At 51.0% G+C, this 26,355-nt stretch carries 24 protein-coding genes; 14 read left to right on the top strand and 10 right to left on the bottom strand.

All coding sequences use genetic code 11. The features are described 5' to 3' along the window. Positions 1-25: 25 nt before the first annotated feature. The 6 genes from ACO0LG_RS04310 to ACO0LG_RS04285 all read right to left on the bottom strand — a co-directional run bounded on the left by ACO0LG_RS04310 (position 26) and on the right by ACO0LG_RS04285 (position 4,843). The gene (locus ACO0LG_RS04310) at positions 26-697 is read right to left on the bottom strand and encodes a methylamine utilization protein (protein ID WP_423023682.1); all 672 of its coding nucleotides are present in this window, start codon (positions 695-697) and stop codon (positions 26-28) included. 24 nt (positions 698-721) lie between these two features. Beyond that, positions 722-1,171, bottom strand: a complete 450-nt coding sequence (locus ACO0LG_RS04305) for a group I truncated hemoglobin (protein ID WP_423023680.1) — start codon at positions 1,169-1,171, stop codon at positions 722-724. Between the two features lie 33 nt (positions 1,172-1,204). After that, complete coding sequence (locus ACO0LG_RS04300) at positions 1,205-2,053, bottom strand: DUF3034 family protein (RefSeq protein ID WP_423024414.1); 849 nt, start codon at positions 2,051-2,053, stop codon at positions 1,205-1,207. A gap of 169 nt (positions 2,054-2,222) precedes the next feature. Then, positions 2,223-2,678: a group I truncated hemoglobin gene (locus ACO0LG_RS04295; RefSeq protein WP_423023678.1), complete on the bottom strand. Its 456-nt coding sequence runs from the start codon at positions 2,676-2,678 to the stop codon at positions 2,223-2,225. Between the two features lie 10 nt (positions 2,679-2,688). Then, positions 2,689-3,582 carry a DUF3034 family protein gene (locus ACO0LG_RS04290; RefSeq protein WP_423023676.1) on the bottom strand — a complete coding sequence of 298 codons (894 nt, stop codon included), beginning with the start codon at positions 3,580-3,582 and terminating at the stop codon, positions 2,689-2,691. Positions 3,583-3,673: 91 nt separating this feature from the next. Continuing rightward, entirely contained in the window at positions 3,674-4,843 is a 1,170-nt protein-coding gene (locus ACO0LG_RS04285) for a tetratricopeptide repeat protein (RefSeq protein WP_423023674.1), read from the bottom strand. 296 nt (positions 4,844-5,139) lie between these two features. Between ACO0LG_RS04285 and ACO0LG_RS04280 the strand changes: the two genes are divergently transcribed. Then, complete coding sequence (locus tag ACO0LG_RS04280; protein WP_423023672.1) at positions 5,140-6,852, top strand: diguanylate cyclase domain-containing protein; 1,713 nt, start codon at positions 5,140-5,142, stop codon at positions 6,850-6,852. A gap of 17 nt (positions 6,853-6,869) precedes the next feature. Here the strand turns inward: ACO0LG_RS04280 and ACO0LG_RS04275 are convergent, their stop codons facing one another. Together ACO0LG_RS04275 and ACO0LG_RS04270 are read right to left on the bottom strand one after the other, a co-directional pair. Then, positions 6,870-9,272 carry an EAL domain-containing protein gene (locus tag ACO0LG_RS04275; RefSeq protein ID WP_423023670.1) on the bottom strand — a complete coding sequence of 801 codons (2,403 nt, stop codon included), beginning with the start codon at positions 9,270-9,272 and terminating at the stop codon, positions 6,870-6,872. 56 nt (positions 9,273-9,328) lie between these two features. Then, positions 9,329-9,949: a methylamine utilization protein gene (locus ACO0LG_RS04270; RefSeq protein WP_423023668.1), complete on the bottom strand. Its 621-nt coding sequence runs from the start codon at positions 9,947-9,949 to the stop codon at positions 9,329-9,331. Positions 9,950-10,271: 322 nt separating this feature from the next. Between ACO0LG_RS04270 and ACO0LG_RS04265 the strand changes: the two genes are divergently transcribed. Next, entirely contained in the window at positions 10,272-11,321 is a 1,050-nt protein-coding gene (locus ACO0LG_RS04265) for a GGDEF domain-containing protein (protein ID WP_423023666.1), read from the top strand. 146 nt (positions 11,322-11,467) lie between these two features. Here ACO0LG_RS04265 and yedA read toward each other — a convergent pair whose 3' ends face one another. Beyond that, positions 11,468-12,352, bottom strand: a complete 885-nt coding sequence (yedA, locus tag ACO0LG_RS04260; RefSeq protein ID WP_423023664.1) for a drug/metabolite exporter YedA — start codon at positions 12,350-12,352, stop codon at positions 11,468-11,470. A gap of 125 nt (positions 12,353-12,477) precedes the next feature. On the opposite strand from yedA, the gene ACO0LG_RS04255 reads away from it, so the two are divergent. The 5 genes from ACO0LG_RS04255 to ACO0LG_RS04235 all read left to right on the top strand — a co-directional run bounded on the left by ACO0LG_RS04255 (position 12,478) and on the right by ACO0LG_RS04235 (position 16,962). Beyond that, positions 12,478-12,924, top strand: a complete 447-nt coding sequence (locus tag ACO0LG_RS04255) for an Lrp/AsnC family transcriptional regulator (protein WP_423023662.1) — start codon at positions 12,478-12,480, stop codon at positions 12,922-12,924. A gap of 4 nt (positions 12,925-12,928) precedes the next feature. After that, complete coding sequence (locus ACO0LG_RS04250; protein WP_423023660.1) at positions 12,929-13,867, top strand: LysR substrate-binding domain-containing protein; 939 nt, start codon at positions 12,929-12,931, stop codon at positions 13,865-13,867. Then, positions 13,867-14,949, top strand: coding sequence for a sensor histidine kinase (locus ACO0LG_RS04245; RefSeq protein WP_423023658.1), 1,083 nt, complete (start codon positions 13,867-13,869; stop codon positions 14,947-14,949). The genes ACO0LG_RS04250 and ACO0LG_RS04245 overlap by 1 nt, the downstream gene beginning before the upstream one ends. Then, positions 14,946-15,644: a LytR/AlgR family response regulator transcription factor gene (locus ACO0LG_RS04240; protein ID WP_423023656.1), complete on the top strand. Its 699-nt coding sequence runs from the start codon at positions 14,946-14,948 to the stop codon at positions 15,642-15,644. The genes ACO0LG_RS04245 and ACO0LG_RS04240 overlap by 4 nt, the downstream gene beginning before the upstream one ends. Before the next feature lie 118 nt (positions 15,645-15,762). Next, positions 15,763-16,962 (top strand): acyltransferase family protein, encoded by a 1,200-nt coding sequence (locus tag ACO0LG_RS04235; protein ID WP_423023654.1) that lies wholly within the window; start codon positions 15,763-15,765, stop codon positions 16,960-16,962. Here the strand turns inward: ACO0LG_RS04235 and ACO0LG_RS04230 are convergent. Continuing rightward, complete coding sequence (locus ACO0LG_RS04230) at positions 16,932-17,414, bottom strand: DUF1348 family protein (RefSeq protein ID WP_423023652.1); 483 nt, start codon at positions 17,412-17,414, stop codon at positions 16,932-16,934. The genes ACO0LG_RS04235 and ACO0LG_RS04230 overlap by 31 nt on opposite strands. 131 nt (positions 17,415-17,545) lie before the next feature. Here ACO0LG_RS04230 and ACO0LG_RS04225 point away from each other — a divergent pair, with 131 nt between their 5' ends. The 7 genes from ACO0LG_RS04225 (at position 17,546) to ACO0LG_RS04195 (ending at position 26,011) form a co-directional block, all read left to right on the top strand. Continuing rightward, on the top strand, positions 17,546-18,445 hold the full coding sequence (locus tag ACO0LG_RS04225) for a LysR family transcriptional regulator (protein ID WP_423023650.1): 900 nt from the start codon (positions 17,546-17,548) through the stop codon (positions 18,443-18,445). Between the two features lie 268 nt (positions 18,446-18,713). Then, positions 18,714-19,955 (top strand): ABC transporter substrate-binding protein, encoded by a 1,242-nt coding sequence (locus ACO0LG_RS04220; protein ID WP_423023648.1) that lies wholly within the window; start codon positions 18,714-18,716, stop codon positions 19,953-19,955. Between the two features lie 115 nt (positions 19,956-20,070). Continuing rightward, positions 20,071-20,895 (top strand): carbohydrate ABC transporter permease, encoded by an 825-nt coding sequence (locus ACO0LG_RS04215; protein ID WP_423024412.1) that lies wholly within the window; start codon positions 20,071-20,073, stop codon positions 20,893-20,895. After that, positions 20,892-21,761, top strand: coding sequence for a carbohydrate ABC transporter permease (locus tag ACO0LG_RS04210; RefSeq protein ID WP_423023646.1), 870 nt, complete (start codon positions 20,892-20,894; stop codon positions 21,759-21,761). Before ACO0LG_RS04215 ends, ACO0LG_RS04210 begins: the two co-directional genes overlap by 4 nt. Before the next feature lie 34 nt (positions 21,762-21,795). Continuing rightward, entirely contained in the window at positions 21,796-22,857 is a 1,062-nt protein-coding gene (locus ACO0LG_RS04205; protein ID WP_423023644.1) for an ABC transporter ATP-binding protein, read from the top strand. Positions 22,858-22,933: 76 nt separating this feature from the next. Beyond that, the gene (locus tag ACO0LG_RS04200) at positions 22,934-23,962 is read left to right on the top strand and encodes a LacI family DNA-binding transcriptional regulator (RefSeq protein ID WP_423024410.1); all 1,029 of its coding nucleotides are present in this window, start codon (positions 22,934-22,936) and stop codon (positions 23,960-23,962) included. A gap of 594 nt (positions 23,963-24,556) precedes the next feature. Beyond that, positions 24,557-26,011 (top strand): GH1 family beta-glucosidase, encoded by a 1,455-nt coding sequence (locus tag ACO0LG_RS04195; RefSeq protein ID WP_423023642.1) that lies wholly within the window; start codon positions 24,557-24,559, stop codon positions 26,009-26,011. Positions 26,012-26,355: the final 344 nt, after the last annotated feature.

Genomic DNA, 26,355 nt, shown 5'->3' with positions numbered 1-26,355 from the left:
CACTACTCGCTATTGGTTGCTGAATTTAGTAACCAGTAGATTTCGATTTTCTTGGAACAGGCACAAAATCAAACTGCCATTTGATGGGCGTCGTCTGATCATTGACTTTGACAGTCTGGCCCAGTGGCGGCTTGATACTGCCGAGGTTGGGGTGCCAGGCCTTGATTTCGTAATTGCCATCTGGCAGTTTATCCAGTATGGCTGCGCCGCTTTGATCCGTCTTGACGAAGTAAGGGGTGTCCAGCACCAGTACATAGGCACGCATCCAGTTATGCAAGAGGCAGTAGACGATGACGATACCGGGTTTGTCGAAGATAACGGGTGGGGGCACCACGCCGCGCTCGTAAGTCTTGATTTCAAATTCCTTGATGGCCGAGAAAGACTTTACATGATGTTCCATCTTGTCATAGTTGGGAAACTTGACTTGCGAGCCCGTGCGTATCGCTGTCACATAAGGTGAGAACTGCATATCGTTTTGCGATATCGTGGCCTCGGCTTTTTCTGAGGCTGGCAAGGGCGCACCTATTGGTGTCGCATATACGACGACATCGCTCATGGCATTGCCATTTTTATCAACTGCCTGAAAATTCAGTTTTGCCGCCTGTGCCAGCATGGGTGAACTTGTCACCAGCGTCAACGTCACCGTCAGCGCCAGGGTGAGCAAGGTACGATACTTTTGCAAAAATAATAGCTTCATCTTTTTTTACCGCCTTTTCATTGCTTACTTGGTCACGATGGGACGCTGCATTGGCGCCAGTTTGGCGATCAGCTTGTTTTGCACGGATGATGGTACATCATGTTTTTCCATGGCGATCTGCAAGTCTTCTGCCAGCGCATTGAAATGGGCATTGGTGACTTGCATGTCCTTGTGCGCCTCGGCCATGCTACGGCCGCTGTATTTGCAAGGGCCGCCACTGAGTTCACAGAATTGTTCTGTCAGCAGGCTGTTTAGTCTTTCAATATCCGTATCTTTGAATGCCTTGTTGATGCGCACATCATCCAGCACGATGGCGACGAAGGAATTGACGAAGGCACTGATGCCGGTTTTGCCACCCAGACTTTGATACAGGGCGTCATTGCCGGTTTGCGCATGGGCAGGCAGGCTGGCACATAAACTGCAAAACAAAGTGGAAGCAACGATGGTTTTGCACAGGCGGGAGAGAATAGTCATGATAGGTCTTTTTTATAGATTTTCAGAGGGCGCTCAGAATGCTGTTTGCAGGGACAAGTACCAGCCGCGCTGATTTTTGGGATTGAAGATAGTGATGTCGCCCAGCGTTGCATAAGCCGCCGTGACAGACACATTCTTGCTCGGGAACCAGGCGACAAACACGTCGTAATAATCTTTTTCATTATCCACGCCCAGATTACGCGGCTTCATGCGGTATTCAGCACCAACTGCCAGCTTGCGGTTGATCAGATAAGCAACTGAGGTTTCCAGCATGGGTTTATAACTGTCTTTTTTGTCACCACCAAAACCCAGTATGCCCATCTGGTTGGCCTTGGTCATGCGCACCGTACCATTCAGCAGCAGACTTTGTTCGAGCAGGATCTTGGTCGCAGAAAAATAATAATCAATGCCGCTATCATCCTTGGCACCGAGTTGTTTGACGTTCGTCACACCCAATGCGCCGAGGCCGCCTATACCCTTGTTGCGCTTGTACATGGCACCCACGGCAATCTGTGGCATCCAGCTGTCCTGGTCATATACCGCATCACCGGCGAGTTTGACTTTGAGGCCCAAGATATCCTGCTTGATATTCAAGGCATTCAAGGGAGCTAGCGAGCCTGTGAATTCCTGGCTGGCGAGCGACAGTTCTACCCGGTCGGCAATCCCGACCGCGACGCCATAGGTTTTCAGACTGTAGTCCTGGGTGTTGACTTGTGTGTAGTGGGCATTGGCACCATAACTGTCACGCGTACCGTAACCTGTGATTAATGCCCATGGGGTCAGGCCACCGCCACCTGCACCTTCAAGTTGGCTGACGCCGCCGGTGGCTGTCAGCTTACCCATATCAGGTTTCAGCATGTCCTGGGCCAAGCTGGCCTGCATGCAGAAGGCGCTACTGCCTGACAAGGCCAGGGCGACGAATTTTCTCTTCATTTGCATTATATTTCCTCTTGATCAAGCGGCAATTTCACACGGGAACCGTGTATCAGCTATTTGTACGAAGACTACTGAAAATCAGATTCAGATTTAATGCAAAAAAAAGATAAAAATATCAGGGTTGCGTCTTGGGGAAAACGATGTCGCGTTTCATCGGAGCCAGCAAGGCCATCAGGCGGTTTTGTGTAGCAGATGGAATGGCCAGTTTGTCCATGGCGATCTGTACATCTTCTGCCAGGGCATAAAATTGTGCGGCATTGATACCCAGACCCTGATGCACGGTTTTCATGTCATCCCCACTGTATTTGCAGGGGCCCGCACTGATGACGCAGAACTGTTCTTTCAGTAATTGCGCCAGCCTGGGGATATTGGTTTCCTTGAAGCTGGCCTTGATGCGCTCGTCCTGCAGGATGATACGCACGGCTTCATCCACGATCTGGCTGATGCCGCTTTCACTACCCAGAGCCTGATACAGGGTTTGCGGTGTCGTCTGGGCCTGGACTGCAGAAGTGTTTGTCATTACTGCAAACAGCAAAGAGGCAAGTGCGGGAGTGGGTGATATGAATTTCATGCGCTTAACCTCAATTGCCGATTTGCAGTGACAAGTACCAGCCACGCTGGTTCTTTGGATTGAAGATGGTAATGTCACCCAGATGGGCATAGGCCAGTGTCAGTGAAACTGATTTGCTGGGGAACCAGGCAAGGAAGGCATCGTAATAAGCCTTTTCATTATCGACCGCCAGATTTTGCGGTTTGCTGCGGTATTCGACGCCAGCGACGAGCTTGCGGTTGAGCAGGTAAGCGACCGACACTTCTGGCAATAACTGGTAATGGTTACGCTTGTCGCCGCCAAACCCCAGCAAGCCCATCTGGTTGGCTTTGCTCAGACGTAACGTGCCATTCAGTAGTAGGCTATGATCAAGTAGCAGCTTGGTGGCCGACAGATAATAATCAATGCCGCTGTCGTCGACTGCACCCAGCTGTTTGACGTTGGTGATGCCCAGGGCTTCCAGCCCTTTGACAGCGTGATTGCGTTTGTACATGGCACCCAACGCAACCTGAGGTTGCCATTGGTCCTGGTCGGTGACCAGGTCACCTGCCACTTTGAGTTTGATGCCGACAATATCCTGTTGCAATTCGAGTTTGTCCAGAGGAGCCAGGCTGCCTGTGAATTTTTGTGTTGCCAGTGACATCTCGAGTTTGTCGGCAATACCGATAGCGATGCCAGCAGTCTGCAGGCGATAGTCCTGGGTGCTGACCTGGGTGATATGGGCATTGACGCCATAGCTGTCTTCACTGCCATAACCGGTAATCGTCGCCCATGGCGTCAGACCACCACCGCCTGCGCCTTCCAGTTGTATTACGCCGCCGGTCGCCAGCAGTTTGCCCTTGTCCGGCAGGGGCAGACCTTGCGCCATGGTGATACTGGCGCAAGCGGGCAGAGCAATAACGAGGAGAGATTTCAGACGCAGCATGGGGGCTATTCTCACGGCAGTTCGTGGTAATCCAGCCTGTGGCTGGAGCTGGCTCCTTTATACAAGTTAGTCAGATGTTGCACAAGACCAATTAACGCTTTGCAACAAGTGTGTCAGGTTTGTGAATTATTGCTTCAGTACTCGCGGGTTTGAGTCTGGCCTGTGCCTTTGTCTGCCCTTGTCTGGCGGCTTCCTGCAAATCGGCTTGTTCCTGCGCACCTTGCAGCATTGCCAACTGACTGAACAGATTCAGCGCCAGGTGATAGTCACGCCTGTCCAGGGCAACGTCAGCGAGGACGCTGATGGTCAAGGCATAATTACGTGAGCCTGTCAGCCGTGATAACTGTTCGAGTGCTTCATGCAGCACCTGGTCTGCCGCATCGAGCGAACCCATTTTGCGCAAAGTGTCGCCTACTTGCATCAGGCAATTGCCTATGCTGGGTGCCCAGCCTGTGGGTTTGGCCAGCTTCAATGCTTTTTGCAGCCATTCCAGTGCAGCTTCAAAATCATTTGCCTTGCTATAGCAATAGCCTATATTGGCCGCGGTCAGGATGGCACGGCGTATCTGGCCAGAATCGAGACAGGCCTGATAAGCCTTGCTCAGGTAGGCGACAGAATCGTCGAGCTGGCCATTCAAACCTGTATACAAACCAAGAAAATCATCCATCAGGGCGGCCAGGCCAGGGTGGATTTCTTTTGGGCTATTCCTCGAGGAAAAATAGCGGTCGAAGTAAGATTTGGCCAATTTATCATCACGCAAGACCGCTACCCTGGCCAGTGCGGCGGCGGTACATTGCTTGCGCAAGACATCATCACCCTTGCTGGCCTCGTCTATGGAAATGGCCATTTCTATGTCGCATTCCACATGCTTTCCCTGGTCAGAGAAGATGAAGCCCAGCATGCGGTGTGCATCGCTGAGGCAGGCGGGGTCAAGATGTACATCAGGGTGGCGCAATATCGCCTGGATGATCGCTGCTGCGCTATCAAGATCAGCATGCAGCCACTTTTCTTCTGCCCTGATCAATTGAAGGCGCAGATAGACCAGGGCCTTGTCGGTGTCTGTCCGGCTGGAGGTATTGAGCAATTTACTGACTTGCTCGCAGAGGTTCAGGGCGCGGCCACTATCGCGCTGACGCAAGTGCCACGCCAGTGTGAGCAACTCGTCGAGTTGTTCTTGCACCACCGTTCCGGTCAAGCGTTGCTCTAACTGCATAACTTCGCTATCGGTGGCGTATAAGTCCATGGTATGTTGGTTGCTCAAAAGAAATTTTTCATCAGAGTAACCGATTCATTTTATAAAAGAGATGGATGAAATTTAAGCTGGGCCTTGTATTTTGCGTTGATCTGGCCAGTCCAATTACCACAATACGCAAGATTTAATCTCTGTGTTGTCACATAAGTTGGTTTTAACAATTTTTAACGGTATATACTAAAGCCCCCTGATTTTTTCTTCATGTATTTTGCCGCCTTGATGGCTTGAAATAGCGGGGGCGAGCAGCGCAGGATACCGGACCGGAATTTCCGATCGCTTTTTTTTGAGCCTGATTGAGCCCAAGTATGAGTCGTTCTTCTTTGCGTCGAGAATTGGTGATACCCATCATCGTCCTGGTGATAGGAGTGTCTGCCGCTATAGGCTGGGTCTCCATGAAGGCCGGGACTGATGCCGTCTATACACTGACGCAGCGCATACTTGGCGATATGGTCAACCGTATCAATCTGGCGACCGAAAAACATCTCGATGGTGCCCTGATTGCGCTGGAGTCAGTTGCCCCTAGCCCTGGCAATTTGCCTAAAGAACAAAATTTTTCTGCTGACATGAAAGCCCTGGAAGAAAAATTCTGGGCGGCCAGCGGCTTGTTCATGGATGTTAACAACTACGTGTATTTTGGCGGTAGTGACGGGCGCTTTGTCGGTGTTTACAGGGTGTCTCGTGAAATGGTGCAATTGTTCTGGCGTGAGCCCGATGGCGACAAACGCACAGTCTATCGTGTCAGCCATGTTGGTGACCGCTCGAACATCTTGCGCAGCGACGATTTTGATCCACGTTTGCGTCCCTGGTACAAGATTGCACAGACCTCGGAAAGACCAGTCTGGTCAAAAATCTATAATAATTTTTCTTTCCATTATCCGACCATCACGCTGGCAAAATCGGTCTTTAACAAGAACCATGAATTTGCCGGTGTGATGGCAACCGACCTGACGCTCAAGGAATTATCGAATTTTCTGCGCAAGCTCGAAATCAGCAAGAACAGTGTGGCTTATATTGTCGATGCGGATGGCTATATCGTCGCCACTTCTGGCCAGGAGCTGCCTGAGCGCACGGTGAATGGCGTGCCTGAACGCATGCGTGCCATCGACATGAAAACACCCTTGATCAGTGAGACTTTCCAAAGAGTTGGTGGCATGAAATTGCAGGCTACCCAGACGCAGTCCATGGAGCTCAGCAATGGCACCATTGATGTGGCGATCTCACCACTGGGCAACAAACAGGGCTTGAACTGGCTGACCGTCGTCGCGGTGCCGCGTGCTGACTTCATGAGCAGTATCAACCAGGGTTTCATGCAGAGCATGGTGATTGCGCTGGCCTGTATCATCTTTGCCCTCACCATAGGGCTGACCATCGTCGAACGTGTGATACGTGATATACGCAAGCTGACTTCTGCTGCTGAAAAGTTTGGCAATGGTGAACCCATGCCCAGCCTGCAAATCCGCCGTACGGATGAGATAGGCACATTGGCACAAACTTTCATTGAAATGGAAAACAAGCTGCGCTATGACAAGCTGACCCAGGTGGCGAACCGCGAATCCCTGTTCACCCAGATCAATTACCTGCAAAAGCAGGCCTTGGAAAATCCAGGTGCCAGCGAAGGTTTTACCCTGTTGTTTATTGATCTGGACCGCTTCAAGTATATTAATGATAACCATGGTCATGATGCAGGCGACAAGGCGCTGGTTGTCATTGCTGCCCGTTTGCGCTCGGCCATACGTGAGACGGATGAAGTCGCTCGCTATGGTGGCGATGAATTTGTGCTGCTGTTGAAAGATACCAAGAGTTCTATCGACATCAACAACACCGTCGAAAAAATCTGCAATATAGTCGAGCAGCCGATTGCGCTCGAAGACATCGTTGTCAGTGTTGGTGTGTCGGTAGGCTGGGCCAGCTTCCCAGAAGATGGCAGTGATTATGTCCGGCTCATCAAGATCGCGGACAGCCGCATGTATAACCGCAAGCGCGACCGTAAGTCAGGTCAGTTCGTGCACCTGGCCTGATCGTTCTGAATGCTGATTCATGCCTGGGCAGCTTGCTGGTTTTGCTCCTGCCATTTGGCCAGCCAGGCAGGCATGTCGGTTGAAGGCATGGGTTTACTGATGTAATAGCCCTGGGCCTGGTCGCAACCCAGATCCTTCAGCAAATGCATGACTTCTATATTTTCCACGCCCTCGGCAACGACCCGCAAGCCCATATTGTGCCCCAGGTCTATGGTGGATTTGACGATCTTGGTATCATCAATATCCTTTTCCATCTTGAGTACAAAAGATTTGTCTATTTTCAGCTCATGAACCGGCAGGCGTTTCAGGTAGGCCAAAGATGAATAGCCCGTACCAAAATCATCGATAGACAGTTCAAAGCCCATGGCATGTAATTTGTCCAGCGTCTGGAAGGCCCGTACCGGGTCATCCATGATGGCACTTTCAGTGATTTCCAGGCAAAACGAAGCCGCTTTTACTTCATGGTCTTGCAATATCTGGGCAAATTTGCCCGGCAAATCCTGGTCCAGCAAATCTCTGGTAGAAATATTGACCGAGATTTTCAGTTGTATGTCTTGCTGATGCCATAGGTGGCAGACTCGCGCTGCTTCGTTCATGACCCAGTGCGTCAGTTGGCGTATGAAGCCGGTTTGCTCGGCAAAAGGGATGAACTGATCGGGAAAGATAAAACCACGCTCAGGGTGTATCCAGCGTACCAGTGCTTCTACCGCAATCACCTTGCCCTGATCCAGCTCCACCTTTGGTTGTACATATAAACGGAAAGCCTGCTGTTCCAGTGCTGCCCGCAATTCGCTAAGCAGGGACAGGCTTTGCTGACTGGACTTGTCGATGTCAGGTGAGTAAATGACCGCACCGCTATTGCCCTGTTTTGCCGCATACATGGCGACTTCAACCCGGCTCAGCAAACTCTGGGCATCTCCTGCATGTTCAGGAAAACCAGCGATGCCTATGCCCGCTCCCAGATCAACAGTCTGGTCTTCTATCGAGATGGGTTTTTCCAGTGAGCGCAAGATGCGGTTTGCCAACTCTAGCGCATCTTCCTTCGCGCTATTTGGCAGCAGGATGGCAAATTCATCACCGCCGAGCCGGGCTGGTTTTGTGCCGCCAGCCCCCAGTTCGGCTGATAGGCGTATCGCAACCTGGTTCAGCAGGACATCACCAAAGCGGTGTCCCATGACGTCATTCACATGCTTGAAACGGTCGAGGTCCATCATTAGCACATAGCAGGATTTTTCATAGGAACGTGCACTGGCGATGGCTTCTTCCAGCATGTCGGTAAACAATGCACGGTTCGGCAGATTGGTCAGGGTATCCCAGTAAGCCAGCCGGCTGATTTCTTTTTCACGTTGTGCGATACCATCGCGCATGGTCATGAAGGTGCGCGCCAGATCACCAATTTCATCTTTTTGTTTGACGTTGATAGTGGCCGTGTAATCACCTGCACCCAGACTGCGGGCGGTTTCTGCCAGTTGTCGTACCGGCCCGGTAATGCGGCGCGCAGTGATGGCACTGATGATGGTGGCGACTACGGCCGCAAGGACTGTCAGTAGCAAGAGATTGCGCTGTAATTCCTTGTAAGGAGCAACCGCCTGGCTGATCGACAGTTGCAATACGGCGATGGTATTGAACTGCTCGTTCTGTGCCAGTTTGAGTATGCGGGCACTGTACTGGTCATCATCGATTTGCAGGGCTGGCAGGTAGTTGACCAGTTTGTCTGCGCTGGGTAATTGCTGGGCCAGCTTGTTGGCGTTGTCATCACTGAGACTGGAAACATTGGCGAGCCAGCTCCCCTGTTTTTCAGAAGTCAATAAACTGATTTGCATACGTGACAATGCATGCATATCGGTCACCAGGGCCTTGCCTATCGGGATGGCCATAATTACCCAACTGATGGTGACCGGTGCTTCGATAGGTACCACTACCATTTGATAGGGATTGCCATCGACGATCGCCGTGCTGGCAGCACTGCCGGTTTTCTCTGCGGTCTGTATCAGTGAGGCAACCGATTGTTGCAGGCTGTTGCTTAATTCATTGCTTGTACCATTGTCGCGGCTGGTTTTACTGGTATTCGAAAACGCTGTGATTTTCCTGTCTAGCCCGACCAGCATGGTCAGCTCAGAACCTATGCGGCTGCCATGATTGGACAGGGTAGAAACGATGGTTTCAGTATCATGTGTGCCTATGGCTTCGCGGAAGGCATAGTCTTTCGCAAGGAGTATGGCACCCTGTATGAGTTTTTGTGCATTCTGATCCAGCAGGCGCAGCAGGAATTTTTCATTGATTTTCAAATTCTCTTCAACTGCAGTGCGCGCATTTCTGTCTATCGCATTGCCAATGGCAAAATAGGCGGCCAGCTGTACCGTCAATAGCAAGCCTATGAAAAGAGTGACAACCCGGTTTTCCAAACTATGCAAACGCATGAACTTCCCTCTTGGTGTGCGTGGGAAAAGTATCTCCTGCTGACCCAGCCTTGTAATTAACCCGCCTTGTAATTCAATTTTACATTCAGGTTGGCGCCATTGCTGTCGATTTGTATATTTTGCTCTTGTATCGTTGCCGACGATGGTTGTTTGGGATGCCAGGTTTTCAATACATATTTACCAGCGGGGATGGAGGGCAGGCGGGCAGTGCCGTTAGCATCGGTCTTGGCAAAATAGGGTGTATCGACGATATGGATATAGGCAACCATCTGGTCATGGATATTGCATCCCACCACAACGGTGCCGGCTTTGTCGAATACCACGGGTGCAGCAGGTTTGCCTGAATATAGCTTCAATTCAAAAGGTTTAGCCGGAGAAAATGAATAGGCGTGATGCCTGACCGTGTCATTGTTGGGAAAGGAAACCGAGGTACCGGTTTGTACCACGGTCACGAAAGGCATGAATTTCTTGTCTTTTTGCTGGATTTCAGCCGTGGCTGATTTGGCAACTTGCGGGCTGCCAACAAGTTCTGCATAGACCACCGCATCAGGCACAGCCTGCCCACTGCTGTCCGTTACCTGGACGCTTGAGTTGGCATGTGCAGTTCCAGCCATGATCAGGCTGCTTGCGATACAGCCGAGGGCGAGGATGCAGGAATTGGTATGCGAACGTTTCATGGCTACACCCTGGCAAAAAAGTGGTTGAAATGAGTTTTGCCTATATTACTTTAGTTCGATTACTTTAGTTCGATACCTGCATGAATGCATACACTATTTGACAGTAGGATTAGACGCATATTTCGTGCAATTTTGTAAAAATATGTCTCTGGATGAATTGTTTGCAGAATATCAGGTAAAGCCAGCCCTGAATTGTTATACTATTGTATAAGGGCAATTTGCGCGCAGTGCTTGCGTGTGGTGAATTGTTGCTAGCGAGTTCGTACTGGTAATTTATGCAAGGATCGGCTGGAATCGGCAGGAAGATGCAGGAATACGGGGCATGGAATCAATCATTAAACACCTGGTAGAAATTACCGGGCATCGCGATCATGATTTACTGAATATTTCAGTAATTACTGCGCTGCGTCAATTGACCAACGCGGAGTCCGCGCGGGTACTCGATGTGGTTTCTGTTGGTCAGCAAGTGTTCATCAAGCCGCATATCAGCATAGAAAACGACAATGTCGCGATTGCTGACGAAACCCAGGCATCCCCTGCTTCTCATGATTCGATTGAGCTTTATCCTCATTTGAAAGAGGGTATTGCGCAAAAGCAGCAAATCATAGAGCAAGTCATAGAAGGTGGCAAAATTATCTGGCTGCCGATCTGGATCAATGACAAATTGCATACTTGTCTCGAAATCTACAAGCCCGCCAATTACACTACGACGGCGATGGAAGTCGTCAACGGCATGCTGATTGTCTATCGCAATTTCCAAAACCTGCTTGACTACAGCGAACGTGACTCACTGACAGGTTTGCTGAACCGCAAGACTTTTGATGATAATTTTTCCAAGGTCTTGCGCAGCAGTGCCTTGCAGCAGCAAGCCAGCACAGAAGCGGAGCGCGCAGAAGAAGAACGCCGCAGCCATGAGCCTGAGCGCCAGCACTGGCTGGCTGTGCTTGATATTGATCACTTCAAGCGTGTGAATGACCAGTTCGGGCATTTGTATGGAGATGAGGTGCTGATCCTGATCGCCAATCTCTTGCGCAGTTCTTTCCGCCCCTCAGACCGCCTGTTCCGTTTTGGCGGTGAAGAATTTGTCATCTTGCTGCGCTCGACTTCGCAGGAAGATGCAAATACCATTTTCGAACGTTTTCGCCAAAATGTGGAACAGCATTATTTCCCTCAGGTTGGCACGGTCACCATCAGCATAGGTTATGCCCGCATAGATCCATTTGAACCTGCCGTCGCTATCGTCGGCCGGGCTGACCAGGCGCTGTATTTCGCCAAGTCCAATGGCCGCAACCGGACGTGTTTTTATGATGAATTGGTATCTAGCGGTGATTTGAAGACCGAGGTATCCAACGATACCGCTGAATTCTTTTAAGACGGAGCTTAGCCTGGTCTTATTGGACTGCTCAATTGATTGATGACTTGATTATGGAAGTAATTTGTTGAAGTAATGCATGGCGTTGCAGTATTGCAGCGCCATTATTTTTTGTGCGGGACAGTTCTCAGGTAACGATCAATTTCTCAACTGGCAGTTTGTTCTTTATGCTTGTGCGCGCTGGTCAGCACAATCACGCTGCCAAGAATGATGCTCATCGCCAGCATTGCACGCATGGACAGATGTTCACCACCAAATACCACACCCAGACCTACTGCGATGACAGGATTGACGTAGGCATAACTGGCAGCCAGGCCAGCCGGCACTTTGGAAAGCAGATACATATAGGCAGTAAATGCCAGCAGCGATCCAGCCACCACCAGATAAGCCCAGGCAGCCACCGCATTGACGGTGACTTCACCGGTCAGTTGCTCACCCTTGCACAGGCTGATGATAAACAGGAACAGGCCGCCCACCAGCATTTCACTCGCAAAGCCCATGCCGCCGGCCGCCATCTTGAGTTTCTTTTGCGACAAAATCGAACCCACGTCCCAGCACAATATCGCCCCCAGCAAGAATAGTATACCCAGAGGTTGTGCCGAGAATTGGCCGTCAGACGCCAGCAACATGGCACCTGCAAATCCGCAGAATATGCCAGCCCATTCACGACGCTTGGGCCAGTCACCAAACATGCCCGACAAGCCAGACAGTATCATCGGTGAGCAGGCAATAAACACGGCAGTCAAACCGGAAGACACATATTGCTGCGCCACCGCTGTCAAACCGGTGCCACCACCCAACATCAAAATGCCGACGATACCGCCATCGCGCCACTCACGCAAAGTAGGGTTGGGCACACCGCGTGATTTTTGCCATGCATACAAGATAGCGCCGGCTACCAGAAAGCGCGTGCCTATCATCATGAAAGGCGGGAAAGCCTTCAAAGCCACCTGTATGGCAAAGTAAGTGGAGCCCCAGACGATATAGACGGTGAGCAGGGCAAATAAGACTTTACGTGGCAGATGGCGCATGGCAGGGGCAGCTTTGATTGATTTCAGGCAATCAGTGTATGTTAGTCAGTTTGAATTTTGAATGGATAATCAAAGGTAAATCAGGTACATTTCTTTTAATCTCAACGAAAAATCAGGTATTCCCCGTGAAAATAGAATTAGATATGATGGATGGCAAAATCCTGGAGATTTTGCAGGCCGATGCCAGGGTCACCATGGCTGAGATAGGACGCCGCATACATCTGAGCCAGCCTGCCGTAACCGAAAGGGTCAAACGCATGGAAGTGGCCAATATCATCACTGGCTATCACGCCAGGGTCGATCCTGAGGCACTGGGTTATGGCATTACCGCCTTTGTCCGCATTGCCAGTCGTGGAACGGATACGCCGGTTTTAAAAATTGCTGAACAAGTACCAGAAGTAGTTGAATGCCACGCCATTACTGGCGAAGATTGCGTGATCGTCAAAGTGGTCGCACCTTCGGTGCGCGAGCTGGAACGGGTGATTACCAGCCTGGCGCGTTGCGGTGTGACATCGACTTCCCTGATCCTGTCTTCATCGATAGAAAGACGGGCTATCAAGCCTGTGGAATAAAAAAATGGAATTGCGCCAGTTACGTTATTTTGTCGCCATCGTCGATCACGGTTCGCTGTCGCGCGCTGCGCGTGTGCTGCATATCGTGCAACCAGCCCTGACCCAGCAATTACAGCAACTCGAAGAAGAACTCGGTGCGACTTTGTTGCATCGTTCTGCTCAGGGCATGCAAGCGACCGACGCTGGCAAAATATTCTATGAACATGCACTGGCGATTTTGAAGCAAGTCAGCGACGCCAAATCGGCTGTCGCGCAATCCACCGACAAACCCAGCGGCACGGTGGCACTGGGCATACCGCAAAGTGCCTCTGGCGCGCTGGCCTTCCCTTTATTGAAAGCTGTACGTGCGGCCTACCCTGATATCGTCTTTCAACTGACAGAAGAATTGACGGGCAACCTGACCGAGCAGTTACGCTCAGGCCGTTTGAACCTGGCGATACTGTTTGATGATGGACAACTGGGTGGCTTTGCCAACAAACCGCTGGTTGAAGAAGAAATGATGTACATCACACGCAAGGATTCGCAGTTTGCCTGCAAACGCAAATCGATCACGTTGGCGCAAGCCTTGCAGGCGACCCTGATTTTACCCAGCATACAACATGGTGTGCGGCCACGCATAGAACAGGTGGTCAGGGAGCAGGGCAAGCACATAGAGAATGTCATCGACATCACCTCGATAGCGATTTTAAAATCTGCGCTGATGGCTGATATGGGGGCGACTATCTTGCCCGTATCACCCATGCTGGCAGAAATTGAACGCGGCGAAATGCGCGCCTGCCCTATCAGCGATGTACAGTTGTCGCGTACCGTAACACTGTGTGCATCCAAGAATATCCCTTTGACGAATGCGGCCATGGCAGTAGAAAAACTCGTGCTGGAACTGACGCGCGACTTAAGCCTGAGCGGTAAGTGGCTGGGCACAAGCAACCTGGTGGCACAGTAATGGACGGACTGGCGTATTGGGACAAGATCAAAAAACCAGTCTTCACGGGCTGGTTTTTGTTCTGGCTATTGATGGTGGCGGTTGCCGTGCAAGATCATCTCAAAGGTGGAGGCAAACATATCTGGGAACCGATCTTCTGGGAAAGCTCTTCTGCCCTCGTCGGCACACTGTTGCTCTTGCTGCAAAGGCGCAAGCTGACCGACAGGCACTTATTGCAGACACCGGCCAAATGGTTCTGGCAGCAAATCCTGCCCCTGCCTTTGTTCAGCACTGTATTTGTGGTGCTGGTATATAGCCTGCGTCACTCGGTGTATGCCATGTTGGGACTCAGCTACCAACATGATGGCTGGATCAAAGTGTATTTTTATGAGTGCAGCAAGATATTCATGTTTTTTGGCATGTTTTATGTCGTGATTTTTGGCCTGCAAGCCTATGCTTCTTTGCTCGAAGAAAAAGAGAATGCAGAAAAATCCCAGGCGCTGTTACGTGATGCACAATTGCATAGACTCACCCAGCAGATGCAACCGCATTTCCTGTTCAATGTACTCAACACTATTTCATCGCTGATGTACACCGATGTCAAATTGGCGGATACCGCCCTGAGCGAGATTGCCGCACTCTTGCGCGCCAGCATGGACCTGGGCCAGCACAGCGAGACCAGCCTCGCAGATGAGTTGAAGCTGCTGCAGGCCTATGCAAAACTGATGAGCCTGCGCTTTATCGACAGGGTCGAGATCAACTGGGCCATTGCCGACGATGTGCTAACCAGTAAAGTACCGGTCATGAGCCTGCAAACCATACTGGAAAACAGTTTCAAGCATACTGTGGAAAAACGCAGCCAACTTACTCACATCAAGATCAGTGCATATAAAGAAGCAGGGCAAGTCATCTTGCACATTGAGGATGACGCAGGCCATTTGCAGGAGAACGGGCAAGGCTCAGGTGTAGGCATCAGCAATTTGCGCCAGCGCCTGCAAGTCCTGTATCAGGATAATGCCAGCCTGCAATTAACCGGTCTGAAGCCATCAGGTGTCATGACCGAACTGCGGCTGCCCATTGATGCCGGGAGTAAAGCTCCATGAAAATCCTCATCGTCGATGATGAAGCCTATGCAAGAGACAAGCTCAGACGTTTGGTAGCTGAGCATGTGGCAGATGCCGTCGTATCAGAAGCCAGGGATGGCAGCGACGCACTGGACTGCATACAAAAGCAGCGGCCCGATCTGGTTTTCCTTGACATACAAATGCCGGAGATGGATGGTATTACCGTCGCCAGTCAACTGGCAGCACCTGTGCCACTGATCGTTTTTGTCACCGCTTATGACCAGTTCGCCCTGCAGGCTTTTGATGCGAATGCAATAGATTACCTGCTCAAGCCTTATGATGAGGCGAGGTTCTTGCGTGCCCTGCAAAGAGTGAGTGAGCGCAAGAGCAGCGCGAAAAAAATTCAGGCAGAACAGCATTTGCTGCTGAGCGAAAAAGGTCGCGTTACCGTCATTAAACTGGTCGACATCATACGGCTGGAAGCTGCTGATAATTATGTGATGATCTTTACCAACCAACAGCAGCATATGATGCGCCAGACCTTGTCGGGTTTGCAGGACAGGCTGGGGCAGGACTTTGTGCGTTGCCACCGCAGCCATATCGTCAGGCTGGACCAGATTACCCAGGTTTTGCCAGCGCAAAAGGGCGATGCTGAACTGCTGCTGCAAGATGGCCTGCGCCTGCCATGCAGCCGTCAGCACAGAGACGAGGTTGTGCAGGCGCTTGCCAACTGAGTCAGGGCTGATTTCCATTTCACCCCTGCTCACATCCAGTCCGCCACATTTTTCTGGAGTGAATTTGACCATGCTTTTAGTATCGCGTCTGTGTTCATCAATGACCAGAAAAAGAGCCATGTCAAATTCAAGCATAGCAGTGCCAGGTTTGCCGTCCCAGCGTTTATATTTTCTCGACTGGGTCAGGATCATCGCTTTCTTCCTGCTTATCTTGTATCACGTAGGCATGTACTATGTGGAGTGGGGCTGGCATGTCAAAAGTCCGCACGCCAGCAGTGCGATACAGCCTTTGATGATGCTGACCAATCCCTGGCGTCTGAGCCTGTTGTTTTTTATCTCTGGCGTGGCATCTGCCTTCATGCTGGAAAAAATCGCCACTGGCAAATTCTTGCGCAGCCGCAGCCTCCGTCTTTTGCTGCCACTGATCTTTGGCATGTTCGTCGTGGTGCCGCTACAGGCGTATCTCGAGGTGGTAGAAAAACTGGCCTACGCCGGTAGTTATAGCGAATTCATGCAGCTCTACCTGCATCGCTATCGCGGTTTCAAGATAGAAGGCAAGGTATTGGATTTGCCAACCTGGAATCACCTGTGGTTTGTTGCCTACCTGTGGGTATATAGCGTGCTGCTGTGGTTCTGGCTGGCTTTCAAGCCTGCGTGGTTCCAGGCCGCCCGCAACTGGTTACAAAAGCAGATGAAGGGTTGGCGCATCCTGGTTTTGCCTGTTGTTTACCTGGCGCTGGTACGCATGGGTTTGTTCAGTTCTTACCCGCCGAATAATGGCCTGGTGGCTGACTGGTATAACCATGCCTGCTATTTGTTCATCTTTACATTCGGTGCACTGATTGCTAATTCCCAGACATTCTGGCAAGAGCTTGCCAGCATGCGCTGGCTTGCACTCAGGATAGCCATATGTGGCTGGCTGTCTTTGATTATCTATTTCAGCTTTGAGTATGATGCGACACCAAAATGGCTCATCATGTTCCAGCGCGGTGTCTGGGTTTGCATGGCCTGGTCAGCGATTATTGCAGCCTGTGGCTATGCGAAGCAGTACCTTAACTTTGACAGCCCGGCAAGGCGGTATCTGACACAGGCGGTGTTTCCTGTGTATATCCTGCATCAGACTTACATCGTCATTATGGCGCACAGCATGAAGCCGCTGGCCTTGCCTGCCCTGCCAGAAGGCATCTTGCTGGTGGCGCTGACAGCAGCGACTTGCTTCCTCAGTTACGAGATCATACGCCGGGTGTTTTTCCTGCGGCCCCTGTTCGGGCTGGATCTCGGTTTGACTTATAAACCAAAAGCGCTGAGCCCGGGATGATCATCTGGCCTGCGACCCTGGGGCCAGTGGAATAAACGCTGATCTGCGCTGATGCGCAGATCATTGATGCTGGCAAGCCGTCTATGCATGAGGCCATTCTCAGCAAATTCCCAGTTCTCGTTGCCATAAGAACGCGTCCAGTTGCCTTCATGATCGCAACTCTCATAGGCAAAGCGCACGGCAATGCGGTTCTCGCTAAAAGCCCAGATTTCCTTGATGAGGCGGTATTCACGTTCTGCTGCCCATTTGCGCTGTAAAAATTCCCTGACCTGCTCACGTCCCTGCGGGAATTCATGACGGTTGCGCCAGACTGTATCTACCGTATAAGCCAGTACCACCTTGTCAGGGTCGCGGGTATTCCAGCCATCTTCTGCCATGCGTACTTTTTGTATTGCCGTCTCCAGCGTGAAGGGTGGTAAGGGTGGTCGTGCGATTTCCAATGATTTATCCATATCCATTTGTCCTCAAGCAATTATTGTGTGTCGGGTTATTGACACTCAAATTTACGCAATATCGTTTGTCTGAAGAATGCCTATCATTTACAATTAATTATTGTAAATAGTGGAATAATCGACTGAGCTCCATGGATAAGCTACATCTGATGACTGTATTTGTAGCCGTCGCCGAAGAAGAAGGCTTTGCCGCTGCCGCCCGTCGCCTGGCCATGTCTCCACCGGCAGTAACACGCGCCATCGCTGCGCTGGAAGCACGGCTCAGCGTCAAGCTGCTGAATCGAAGTACCCGCTTCGTCAGGGTCACAGAAGCTGGTCAGCGCTATCTTGATGATGCCCGCCGTATCATTGCCGATGTCGAGGCTGCCGATGAAGCCGCGGCGGGTATCAATGCCGAACCGCGTGGCCATCTGGCAGTCACTGCGCCCGTCATGTTTGGCAAAATGTTTGTCATGCCCGGCATCGTTGAATATCTGCAGCGCTATCCGGCCATGGATGTTTCCGCGCTTTTCCTCGACCGCGTCGTGAATTTGCTGGAAGAAGGCATTGATGTCGGTGTGCGGATAGGTGAGTTGCCAGACTCCAGCATGAAGGCAATACGGGTGGGGCAGATACGCCGGATATTGTGTGCGTCGCCCGCCTATCTGCAAGCGCAAGGTACGCCAGCCAGCCCCGATGAATTAAGCAGGCATAGCATTATTGCCGCTACAGGTGTCACACCCATGGTTGAATGGCGTTTTACCCATGCAGGGCAGAATATGGCGATCAAGGTCAAGCCACGTCTCACGGTCAGCAGCAATGACGCCGCCATAGAAGCAAGCCTGGCAGGCCTGGGCATCAGCAGGTTGTTGTCTTACCAGGTGGGTGGGTATTTTGACGACGGACGATTATGCCGCCTCATGCAGGCATACGAGACTGCCCCCCTGCCCGTGCATGTCGTGCACAGGGAAGGCCGCTATGCGAATGCCAAGGTGAGGAGTTTTGTTGATCTGATCGTTGCGCAATTGCGTGCAGCCATGGTGCAGCATTGAATACTTTGGGTGATTTGTGATGAAATCCAGTGGCGATTGCTACCCTGTTGTTTTTCATATTGACAATATGTTGACACTGGAAAACCCTGGGTGTTATATTTTGCCTGGATTTATGGGAACGTTTCCAATTTTACTCGGTCGACGCGACTGGATATGATCAGAGGCGAGAGTTTCCATGGATGCCGTAGCAGGTATTGCTATGAGATAGCAGAAAAATTGCAGACCACGATCTGCCATCTGCACCCGTGGAAACTTAGGCGGAGACAAAATGTATAAAACCAATCAACCGGTGCTTGCCCTGTTGCTGAGCAGCCTGGTAGTAGTCAGCACGTCTGCACACGCGGCAGGGCCCAAGGCAGAAGTTCTTCACTGGTGGACATCCGGCGGTGAATCTGCCGCTGTCGCCAAGTTTGCCGATGCCTATCGCGCCGCTGGCGGTGCCTGGACAGATACCGCCATTGCCGGTGGTGACCAGGCGCGTTCCGTCGCCATCAACCGCATGGTGGGCGGTAATCCACCCACTGCTGCACAATTCAATATTTCCAGACAATTCCAGGACGTTGTCGAACAAGACATGCTCAACAATGTCGATGATGTCGCCACCAGGGAGAACTGGGACAAGACCCTGCCAGAACCCATACGCAATGTCCTGAAGATCAAGGGACATTATTATGCTGTGCCCGTGAATATCCACATGCCAGGCTGGATATGGTATTCAAAATCCGCATTCAAAAAGGCCGGCATAGACAAAGAACCGTCCACGCCAGATGAACTGTTTGCCGCACTCGACAAACTCAAGGGTGCCGGCCTGATACCATTGGCACATGGTGGCCAGGCCTGGCAAGAGACTATCGTCTTCATGGCCATGCTGGCAAATGTAGGCGGCAAGGAGCTTTACCTGAGCGTGATGCGTGACCGTAATGTCACCGCCATGAATTCAGAAGCCTTTCGCAAGGTCTTGCTGAGCTTCAAGCGCTTGCGCTCCTATATTGATACCGCATCACCAGGTCGCAACTGGAACGACACCACTGCCTTGCTCATCAAAGGCACGGCAGGTATGCAAATCATGGGTGACTGGGCGTTGGGCGAATTTGTCGCGGCAAAACAAGTCGCTGGTCGCGAATACGGTTGCATGCCTGGACTGGGGCCAAAAGCACCTTACCTGATACAGGGCGATGCTTTTGTTTTTCCAAAAACCAGCAATCCAGAAACCATCAAGGCGCAGAAGCTGCTGGCCAGCATTGTGGTGGCACCTGGCCCGCAACTGGACTTCAATAAACTCAAGGGTTCCATCCCCATACGTAATGACCTGGATGTCACACAACTGAACCTGTGCGCCCAGATGGGTCTGGAAATAATGAAAGACAAAAGCCGCCATGCAGGCATAGGTGAGATTTACCTGACGCCAGACCAGAATGGTGCTTTGACGGATGTGCTGACAGCCTACTGGAATACCAATATGGCGGTAGAAAAAGCACAAAAGAATATCATCGCTGCGTTGAAAAATTAAGTGCCATACTGATACCCTGCCAAGCGCCATCTCATTCATGCCAATCTATCCGTCCAGCGCCAGATACAAAGGCAAGCTGCATACCAGGCTCATCCCTCACGCGGCATTGCTACCTATGAGCCTGACTGTGGTGTTCGGCTATCTGGCGACGCTGTGTTGGACACTGAAAATCTCGCTGAGCAGCTCGCGTACACTGCCCGTCAATAACTTTGTCGGCCTCAGTCAATATGAACGATTGTTTGACAATGAGCGCTGGCTGTTGTCACTGAATAACCTGGCTATTTATGGCGTACTGTTCATCCTGGCTTGCGTCATCATTGGTTTCTTGCTTGCCGTATTCATAGACCAGAATGTGACGGGCGAAGGTGTCTTGCGCACTATCTTCCTGTACCCGTATGCCATGTCATTCGTCGCCACCGGCCTGGTGTGGCAGTGGATGCTGACGCCGGGCGCAGGCATACAAGAAGGCATACGGCAACTGGGTTTCAAGGATTTTCAATTTAACTGGATAGTCGATCAGGACATGGTTATCTATACCATCGTCATTGCCACCGTCTGGCAGGCTTCCGGCCTGGTCATGGCGATGCTGCTGGCGGGTTTGCGTGGCATAGATGAAGATATCTGGAAAGCTGCACGCATGGATGGCATACCTGCCTGGCGGGTTTACTTGTCCATCATCATCCCCATGCTGGCACCCAATTTCGCCACAGTATTCCTGTTGCTGGCAACGGCCGTCGTTAAACTTTTTGATGCAGTCGAAGCCATGACACAAGGTGGCCCCGGTACGGCCAGTGAAGTGCCAGCAAAATTTATCATGGATCACTTGTTTGGCCGCGCCAATCTGGCATTGGCATCTGCCGGTGCCATCATGATGTTATTGCCAGTGCTGGCGTTGTTGATACCCTATGCTTATGCAAGAGCGCGCAAAGGTAAAATATGAGCTTAAACGCCAAGCGTACATGGACGCCGGCACGCATAGGTATCTACGCCTTTTTGCTGACTGCTGCGGCATTCTTTTTGTTGCCGCTGTATATCATGCTGGTGACTTCCTTCAAGTCCATGGAAGAAATCCGTCTGGGTAATATCTTTGCGCTGCCCATGCACATGACGGTAGAACCATGGCGGCAAGCCTGGAGCACGGCCTGCACAGGCGTGGCCTGTGAAGGTATCAGCAGCGGTTTCTGGAATTCTGTGGCGATCACTTTACCCAGTACGGTGCTGGCGATTTTTCTGGGTGCGCTGAATGGCTATGCCTTGTCATTCTGGCGGCCTCGTGGCTCGCAACTTCTTTTCGGCATTTTGCTGGCGGGCGCTTTCATTCCTGTGCAAGTCATGATGTTCCCGCTGGTGCGTGTGCTGGCGGCCTTGAATATTTTTAGCACCCTGCCTGGCATCGTCCTGGTGCATGTGATCTTTGGCATGCCCATCATGACCCTGCTGTTCCGCAATTATTATCTGGGCATACCGCAAGAATTGTTTCATGCAGCGCGCATAGACGGCGGTGGATTTTTCCGCATCTTTGTGCAATTAATGCTGCCCATGTCCCTGCCCATGATCGTCGTGGCCGCGATCATGCAGGTCACCGGAGTGTGGAACGATTACATTCTCGGCCTGGTATTTGCGGGGCGCGAACATTTGCCGATGACGGCACAACTGAATAACGTCATCAATACGACGACCGGTACCAGAATGTATAACGTCAATATGGCCGCAACGATATTGACGGCCTTGCTGCCGCTGGCTATCTATTTCATTTCAGGCCGATGGTTCGTGCGTGGCATTGCCGCTGGCGCGGTCAAAGGTTAAAGATTAAGTGTAGGTTTAGGCTAAGGACGGGTGCATGGCATATGTAAGTCTCAAGAATCTGGGTGTACAACTGGGTGGACAAAAGATCATCGATCAACTGGATCTGGATGTGGAGGAGGGCGAATTCCTCGTCTTGCTGGGACCGTCCGGCTGTGGTAAATCGACCCTGTTGCACAGCATAGCCGGGCTGATTGATATTGCAGCAGGCAGTATAGAAATCGCAGGCAAGGATGTCAGCTATGCAGAGCCCAGTGACCGGCAGATAGGCATGGTGTTTCAATCTTATGCACTCTACCCGACCATGACGGTAGAAAAGAATATGTCTTTCGGCTTGCGCATCAACGGTATTGCCAGGCTAGAAATACAGACGCGCATCACCAGGGTGGCAGAGATGCTGCAATTGCAGACGTTATTACAGCGCAAGCCAGCGCAGTTATCCGGTGGGCAAAGGCAGAGGGTGGCGATAGGCCGAGCCCTGGTCAGGGAAGCGAGAGTGTTTTTGTTTGATGAGCCACTATCAAACCTGGATGCCAAGTTGCGTACAGAATTGCGCCGTGAACTCAAGCTGCTGCATCAGAATCTTGGCTCTACCATCCTGTATGTGACGCATGACCAGGTAGAAGCCATGACCCTGGCCAGCCGTATTGTCGTCATGCGGGCTGGCAAGATACAACAACTGGGTACGCCTTCCGACGTATATGAGAGACCGGCAAACCTGTTTGTAGCAGGGTTCCTTGGGGCGCCAGCCATGAACTTTATTGCCGGCAAGCTGAACGCAGATAAGCAGTTTGACAATGCAGCGATGAGCCTGGACTTATCGGCTTATGCGTTCCAGAAAGAATCGGCAGTGCAGGATGTGATTCTGGGTATCCGGCCAGAACACATGCAGGTAATGGAAAATGGCGCATACAGTGGCAAGCTCAGCCTGGTTGAACCCATGGGTAATCACCAACTGCTGTGGTTGAACATGGGCAAGCAGCAATTATGTTTACTGGATCATGAGAACCGGCAGTTTAAGCTGGGCGAGACGGTGCGCTTTGATATTCACACTGACAGGGTTTCCCTGTTCGATGCAAAAACAGAGTCACGTTTGTGATTGAAGAAGATAATTCACGATAGTCGGGACAAATTTTTAATATACTGGCCGGATGATAAACATGGAAAAGAATCAAGTGGCGACTATCAAGGATGTGGCCCGCCTGGCGGGCGTGGGACTGGGCACGGCTTCACGCGTGGTCAGCGGCAAAGGGTCGGTCTCTTTAAAGACGCAGGAGCGTGTGCGCAAGGTGATTGCTGAACTGGATTTTCGTCCCTCTCATGCGGCACGCAGCCTGTTGTCGGGCAATTCGCAAATGATAGGCGTGTATATTCCTGTGCTCAAGGGTACTTTTTACATGCCCATCCTGCAATCTATCGATACAGAATTGCGCCTGGCCGGTTTGCACATGGTGGTTGCGTTTGGCGTTGGTATAGGTGATGAACGGCGTCAAGGTGTAGAAGGCATAGAATTTTTGATGGAACGTGGGTGTGATGGCCTCATCGTCATGAGCAATGTGCTGACGGATGAGGATTTCTCTATCCTCGGCCCAAAACGTGACCGTCTGGTTGTTTTGAATCATGATTCAAAAACCATCGCTGACCAGTGCTTTGCTGCTGACCATGTGCAAGGCGGTGTCATGGCTGCGCGCGCCCTGCTTGAATACAAGCATAAACATATCGCTGTCATCGCCGGCCCATCGACGGCGCCGGATAATGTGGAACGCATTAATGGTTTCCTTGGTGAACTCAGTCACGCAGGAATTGACACAGGCAAGATGTGGATAGCCGAGAGCGATTTTTCACCTCAAGGCGGCTGGAATTGTGCCAAAGAATTATTGGAATCAGGCCGTCCCTTCACTGCCCTGTTTTGTGCGAATGATGAAATGGCGCTGGGAGCCTTGTCCTTCTTCCAGCAAGCTGGTATTTCCGTGCCACACGATGTTTCCGTCATCGGTTACGATGACACCATGAGCGCCGCCTATGCCGCACCGCCACTGACGTCCGTACATATTCCATGGCGCGATGTAACACTGAGTGCACTGAATGAATTATTGAATCGTTGCTATGCGCTAAAAAGACCGGTCATACGTGATTACCCGATCAAGGTGACCATGCGGGCATCCTTGGCGAAACCAGTCCAGCAGCGGAACAAGGCTGGCTGATGACAATGATGATGAGTTTTTAGCTTTAGAATTCAGACAAAACAGCAGATCAACGTGCTTGAGTCTGGTTAAATTTGCGGTGTGAAAGTCTGTTGTAGAAATAGCGCAAATAAGTGTAAAAAGAATGAATGGTTTTCTTGACTATTCATTTTTTTTATGAAATTATGGAAACCTTTCCATGTAATGAAAAATTGAATAGTATTTCATCCGTATCTGACAAGCTGTATCAAATATTTGTGGATGGCAGATGCTGAAATTCAAGTAATTTCCAGTCTGTAGGATCAGAGAGTAGCAGTGCCTTAGTGATTAAGCTTGGACTGATGCAAAGTGCACTCTGGTGCATGCTACGGGATGTGGTGGGTCCTGTAAATGTCCGGGTTAATGTCTGCAAATGGCCTAGGCATAGGAGGGCGTAGTCAGCTCATCCACTTTTGATCTATGGAGCAGACAGCAGTTGGTGGGGACACAGGAAAGAGTTTGCAATAAGCGAATATAAAAATTCTGAGTAGTAAATACTCAAAATTTTTTAATCGTAATTGGAAACGTTTCCAAATAATTTTAATTTGAATCAACTTTAGATTGAGCAAGCAAAATATGAGCAAACATCTTCTTCATGCAGTTCCGTCACTTGCTACGCAGTTGCAGCGCACAGATTTTAACAGCGACTTTTTATGGGGTACAGCAACCTCTGCCTATCAGATAGAAGGCGCAGCAGCGATAGATGGCCGCGTTCCATCCATCTGGGATAGTTTTTGTGAGCAAGCAGGGACCATACGTGATGGCAGCAGCGGCGCGGTAGCCTCTGACCATTACCATCACTGGGCTGAAGACCTGGATATTGCTCAGAGCCTTGGCAGCAATGCTTACCGTTTCTCTATTTCCTGGCCACGCATATTTTCCGGGCCAGACAGAAAACCAAATCCTGAGGGACTGGCCTTCTATTCGCGTCTGGTTGATGGCATGCTGGAACGCGGCTTGCAACCTTGGGCCACTCTGTACCACTGGGATTTGCCACAATACCTGCAAGACCAGGGCGGCTGGACATCACGCGATACCGTGCATGCCTTTGTTGAATTTGCCGATGTCATCACTGAACATCTGGGTGACAGAGTCAAACACTGGATCACCCATAATGAACCATGGTGTACAGCCATGCTGGGTCATGCTGATGGCATCCATGCACCCGGCATCAAGGACTTCAAGACAGCAATCCAGGTTTGTCATCATGTCTTGCTGTCGCACGGTCTGGCAACACCTGTCATCCGGGCCAATGTTGCTGACGCCAGGATAGGCCTGGCGCTGAATCTGCATCCTATCTCTGCCGCCAGTGACAAGCCTGAGGATTTTGCCGCCGCGCGCCTGCATGATGGCTTGCGCAACCGCTGGTATCTCGATCCGCTGTATGGCCGTGGTTATCCTCAGGATGTCTGGCAGGCGCTGGGACATTATGCCCCGGTGGTGTACGAAGGCGATCTGCAGGCCATGGCAGTTTCCACTGATTTTCTGGGTGTGAATTTCTACTTCCCTGAAATCATAGAACACGCACCCGGTGCCTCGCCATTGAACACGCGCCTGGTTGATGCGGTAGGAGTAGAACGTACGGCATTCGGCTGGGAAATTGCACCAGAAGGCATGACCAGTTTGCTCAAGCGCATACAGGACGATTACCAGCCGCATGCCATGTACATCACCGAGAACGGCGCAACCTATGATGATCATCTTGATGATGACGGTCAGATCAGGGATGAATTGCGCCGTGATTATCTGATACGCCATCTGCTGGCTGTCAAAGAGGCAATACGCCTGGGTTGCCAGGTCAAAGGTTATTTCCTCTGGAGCTTGCTGGATAACTTTGAATGGGCAGAGGGCTGTTCGCGCAGATTCGGCATTGTATATGTCGATTTTATCACGCAAAAACGCACGCCAAAATTGAGTGCGCATTGGTACCGCGACTTTTTGCTGGAGACAGAAAAAGCAAAAGACGCAACGACCACAGCGAAGACAGCAACTGCTGCAACGCAGCAAAGCCAGGAATCTTCAGCGGCATAGGTAAAAACACAGATCAAAAGACAGACCAAAAGACAGACGCGATCAATATGCCTGCTACCTTGCAGGATAAAGCGGCCTGTATCTGATTTACATTTTCATTGACAAAAAGAAACGGGGGTAGCACTATGTTTTTTCGATAAAATTGGAAACCTTCCCATTGAAAATATTTGATTGCGAATATTTCATCTTGGGTAATGCAGGACAGTGTTTTCAGCAGTATATGTGCATGGCGCAAAGACGCCAGCCGAAACAAAAAATACCAGTAAGACGCGCATGCAAGATCATGTGCGGACCACGGCGACCGCTAGTGAGGCTCACTACAGTCAACCGATAACTGAAAAAAA

Source organism: Undibacterium sp. Ji42W (genome assembly GCF_049340405.1).
Taxonomy (GTDB): Bacteria; Pseudomonadota; Gammaproteobacteria; order Burkholderiales; family Burkholderiaceae_D; genus Undibacterium.
Note: the sequence above shows the minus strand (reverse complement) of the source record. Positions and strands in the feature narration are given on the sequence as shown.

What these genes read in the sequence shown, in the direction of transcription:
- ACO0LG_RS04305 (WP_423023680.1), bottom strand. Translation starts at nt 1,171, where the DNA reads ATGACTATTCTCTCCCGCCTGTGCAAAACCATCGTTGCTTCCACTTTG.
- yedA (WP_423023664.1), bottom strand. Translation starts at nt 12,352, where the DNA reads ATGCGCCATCTGCCACGTAAAGTCTTATTTGCCCTGCTCACCGTCTAT.
- ACO0LG_RS04210 (WP_423023646.1), top strand. Translation starts at nt 20,892, where the DNA reads ATGAGCTTAAACGCCAAGCGTACATGGACGCCGGCACGCATAGGTATC.
- ACO0LG_RS04265 (WP_423023666.1), top strand. Translation starts at nt 10,272, where the DNA reads ATGGAATCAATCATTAAACACCTGGTAGAAATTACCGGGCATCGCGAT.
- ACO0LG_RS04205 (WP_423023644.1), top strand. Translation starts at nt 21,796, where the DNA reads ATGGCATATGTAAGTCTCAAGAATCTGGGTGTACAACTGGGTGGACAA.
- ACO0LG_RS04250 (WP_423023660.1), top strand. Translation starts at nt 12,929, where the DNA reads ATGGAATTGCGCCAGTTACGTTATTTTGTCGCCATCGTCGATCACGGT.
- ACO0LG_RS04270 (WP_423023668.1), bottom strand. Translation starts at nt 9,949, where the DNA reads ATGAAACGTTCGCATACCAATTCCTGCATCCTCGCCCTCGGCTGTATC.
- ACO0LG_RS04300 (WP_423024414.1), bottom strand. Translation starts at nt 2,053, where the DNA reads ATGCAGGCCAGCTTGGCCCAGGACATGCTGAAACCTGATATGGGTAAG.
- ACO0LG_RS04220 (WP_423023648.1), top strand. Translation starts at nt 18,714, where the DNA reads ATGTATAAAACCAATCAACCGGTGCTTGCCCTGTTGCTGAGCAGCCTG.
- ACO0LG_RS04280 (WP_423023672.1), top strand. Translation starts at nt 5,140, where the DNA reads ATGAGTCGTTCTTCTTTGCGTCGAGAATTGGTGATACCCATCATCGTC.
- ACO0LG_RS04275 (WP_423023670.1), bottom strand. Translation starts at nt 9,272, where the DNA reads ATGCGTTTGCATAGTTTGGAAAACCGGGTTGTCACTCTTTTCATAGGC.
- ACO0LG_RS04235 (WP_423023654.1), top strand. Translation starts at nt 15,763, where the DNA reads ATGTCAAATTCAAGCATAGCAGTGCCAGGTTTGCCGTCCCAGCGTTTA.
- ACO0LG_RS04290 (WP_423023676.1), bottom strand. Translation starts at nt 3,582, where the DNA reads ATGCTGCGTCTGAAATCTCTCCTCGTTATTGCTCTGCCCGCTTGCGCC.
- ACO0LG_RS04215 (WP_423024412.1), top strand. Translation starts at nt 20,071, where the DNA reads ATGAGCCTGACTGTGGTGTTCGGCTATCTGGCGACGCTGTGTTGGACA.
- ACO0LG_RS04295 (WP_423023678.1), bottom strand. Translation starts at nt 2,678, where the DNA reads ATGAAATTCATATCACCCACTCCCGCACTTGCCTCTTTGCTGTTTGCA.
- ACO0LG_RS04310 (WP_423023682.1), bottom strand. Translation starts at nt 697, where the DNA reads ATGAAGCTATTATTTTTGCAAAAGTATCGTACCTTGCTCACCCTGGCG.
- ACO0LG_RS04230 (WP_423023652.1), bottom strand. Translation starts at nt 17,414, where the DNA reads ATGGATAAATCATTGGAAATCGCACGACCACCCTTACCACCCTTCACG.
- ACO0LG_RS04225 (WP_423023650.1), top strand. Translation starts at nt 17,546, where the DNA reads ATGGATAAGCTACATCTGATGACTGTATTTGTAGCCGTCGCCGAAGAA.
- ACO0LG_RS04240 (WP_423023656.1), top strand. Translation starts at nt 14,946, where the DNA reads ATGAAAATCCTCATCGTCGATGATGAAGCCTATGCAAGAGACAAGCTC.
- ACO0LG_RS04245 (WP_423023658.1), top strand. Translation starts at nt 13,867, where the DNA reads ATGGACGGACTGGCGTATTGGGACAAGATCAAAAAACCAGTCTTCACG.
- ACO0LG_RS04195 (WP_423023642.1), top strand. Translation starts at nt 24,557, where the DNA reads ATGAGCAAACATCTTCTTCATGCAGTTCCGTCACTTGCTACGCAGTTG.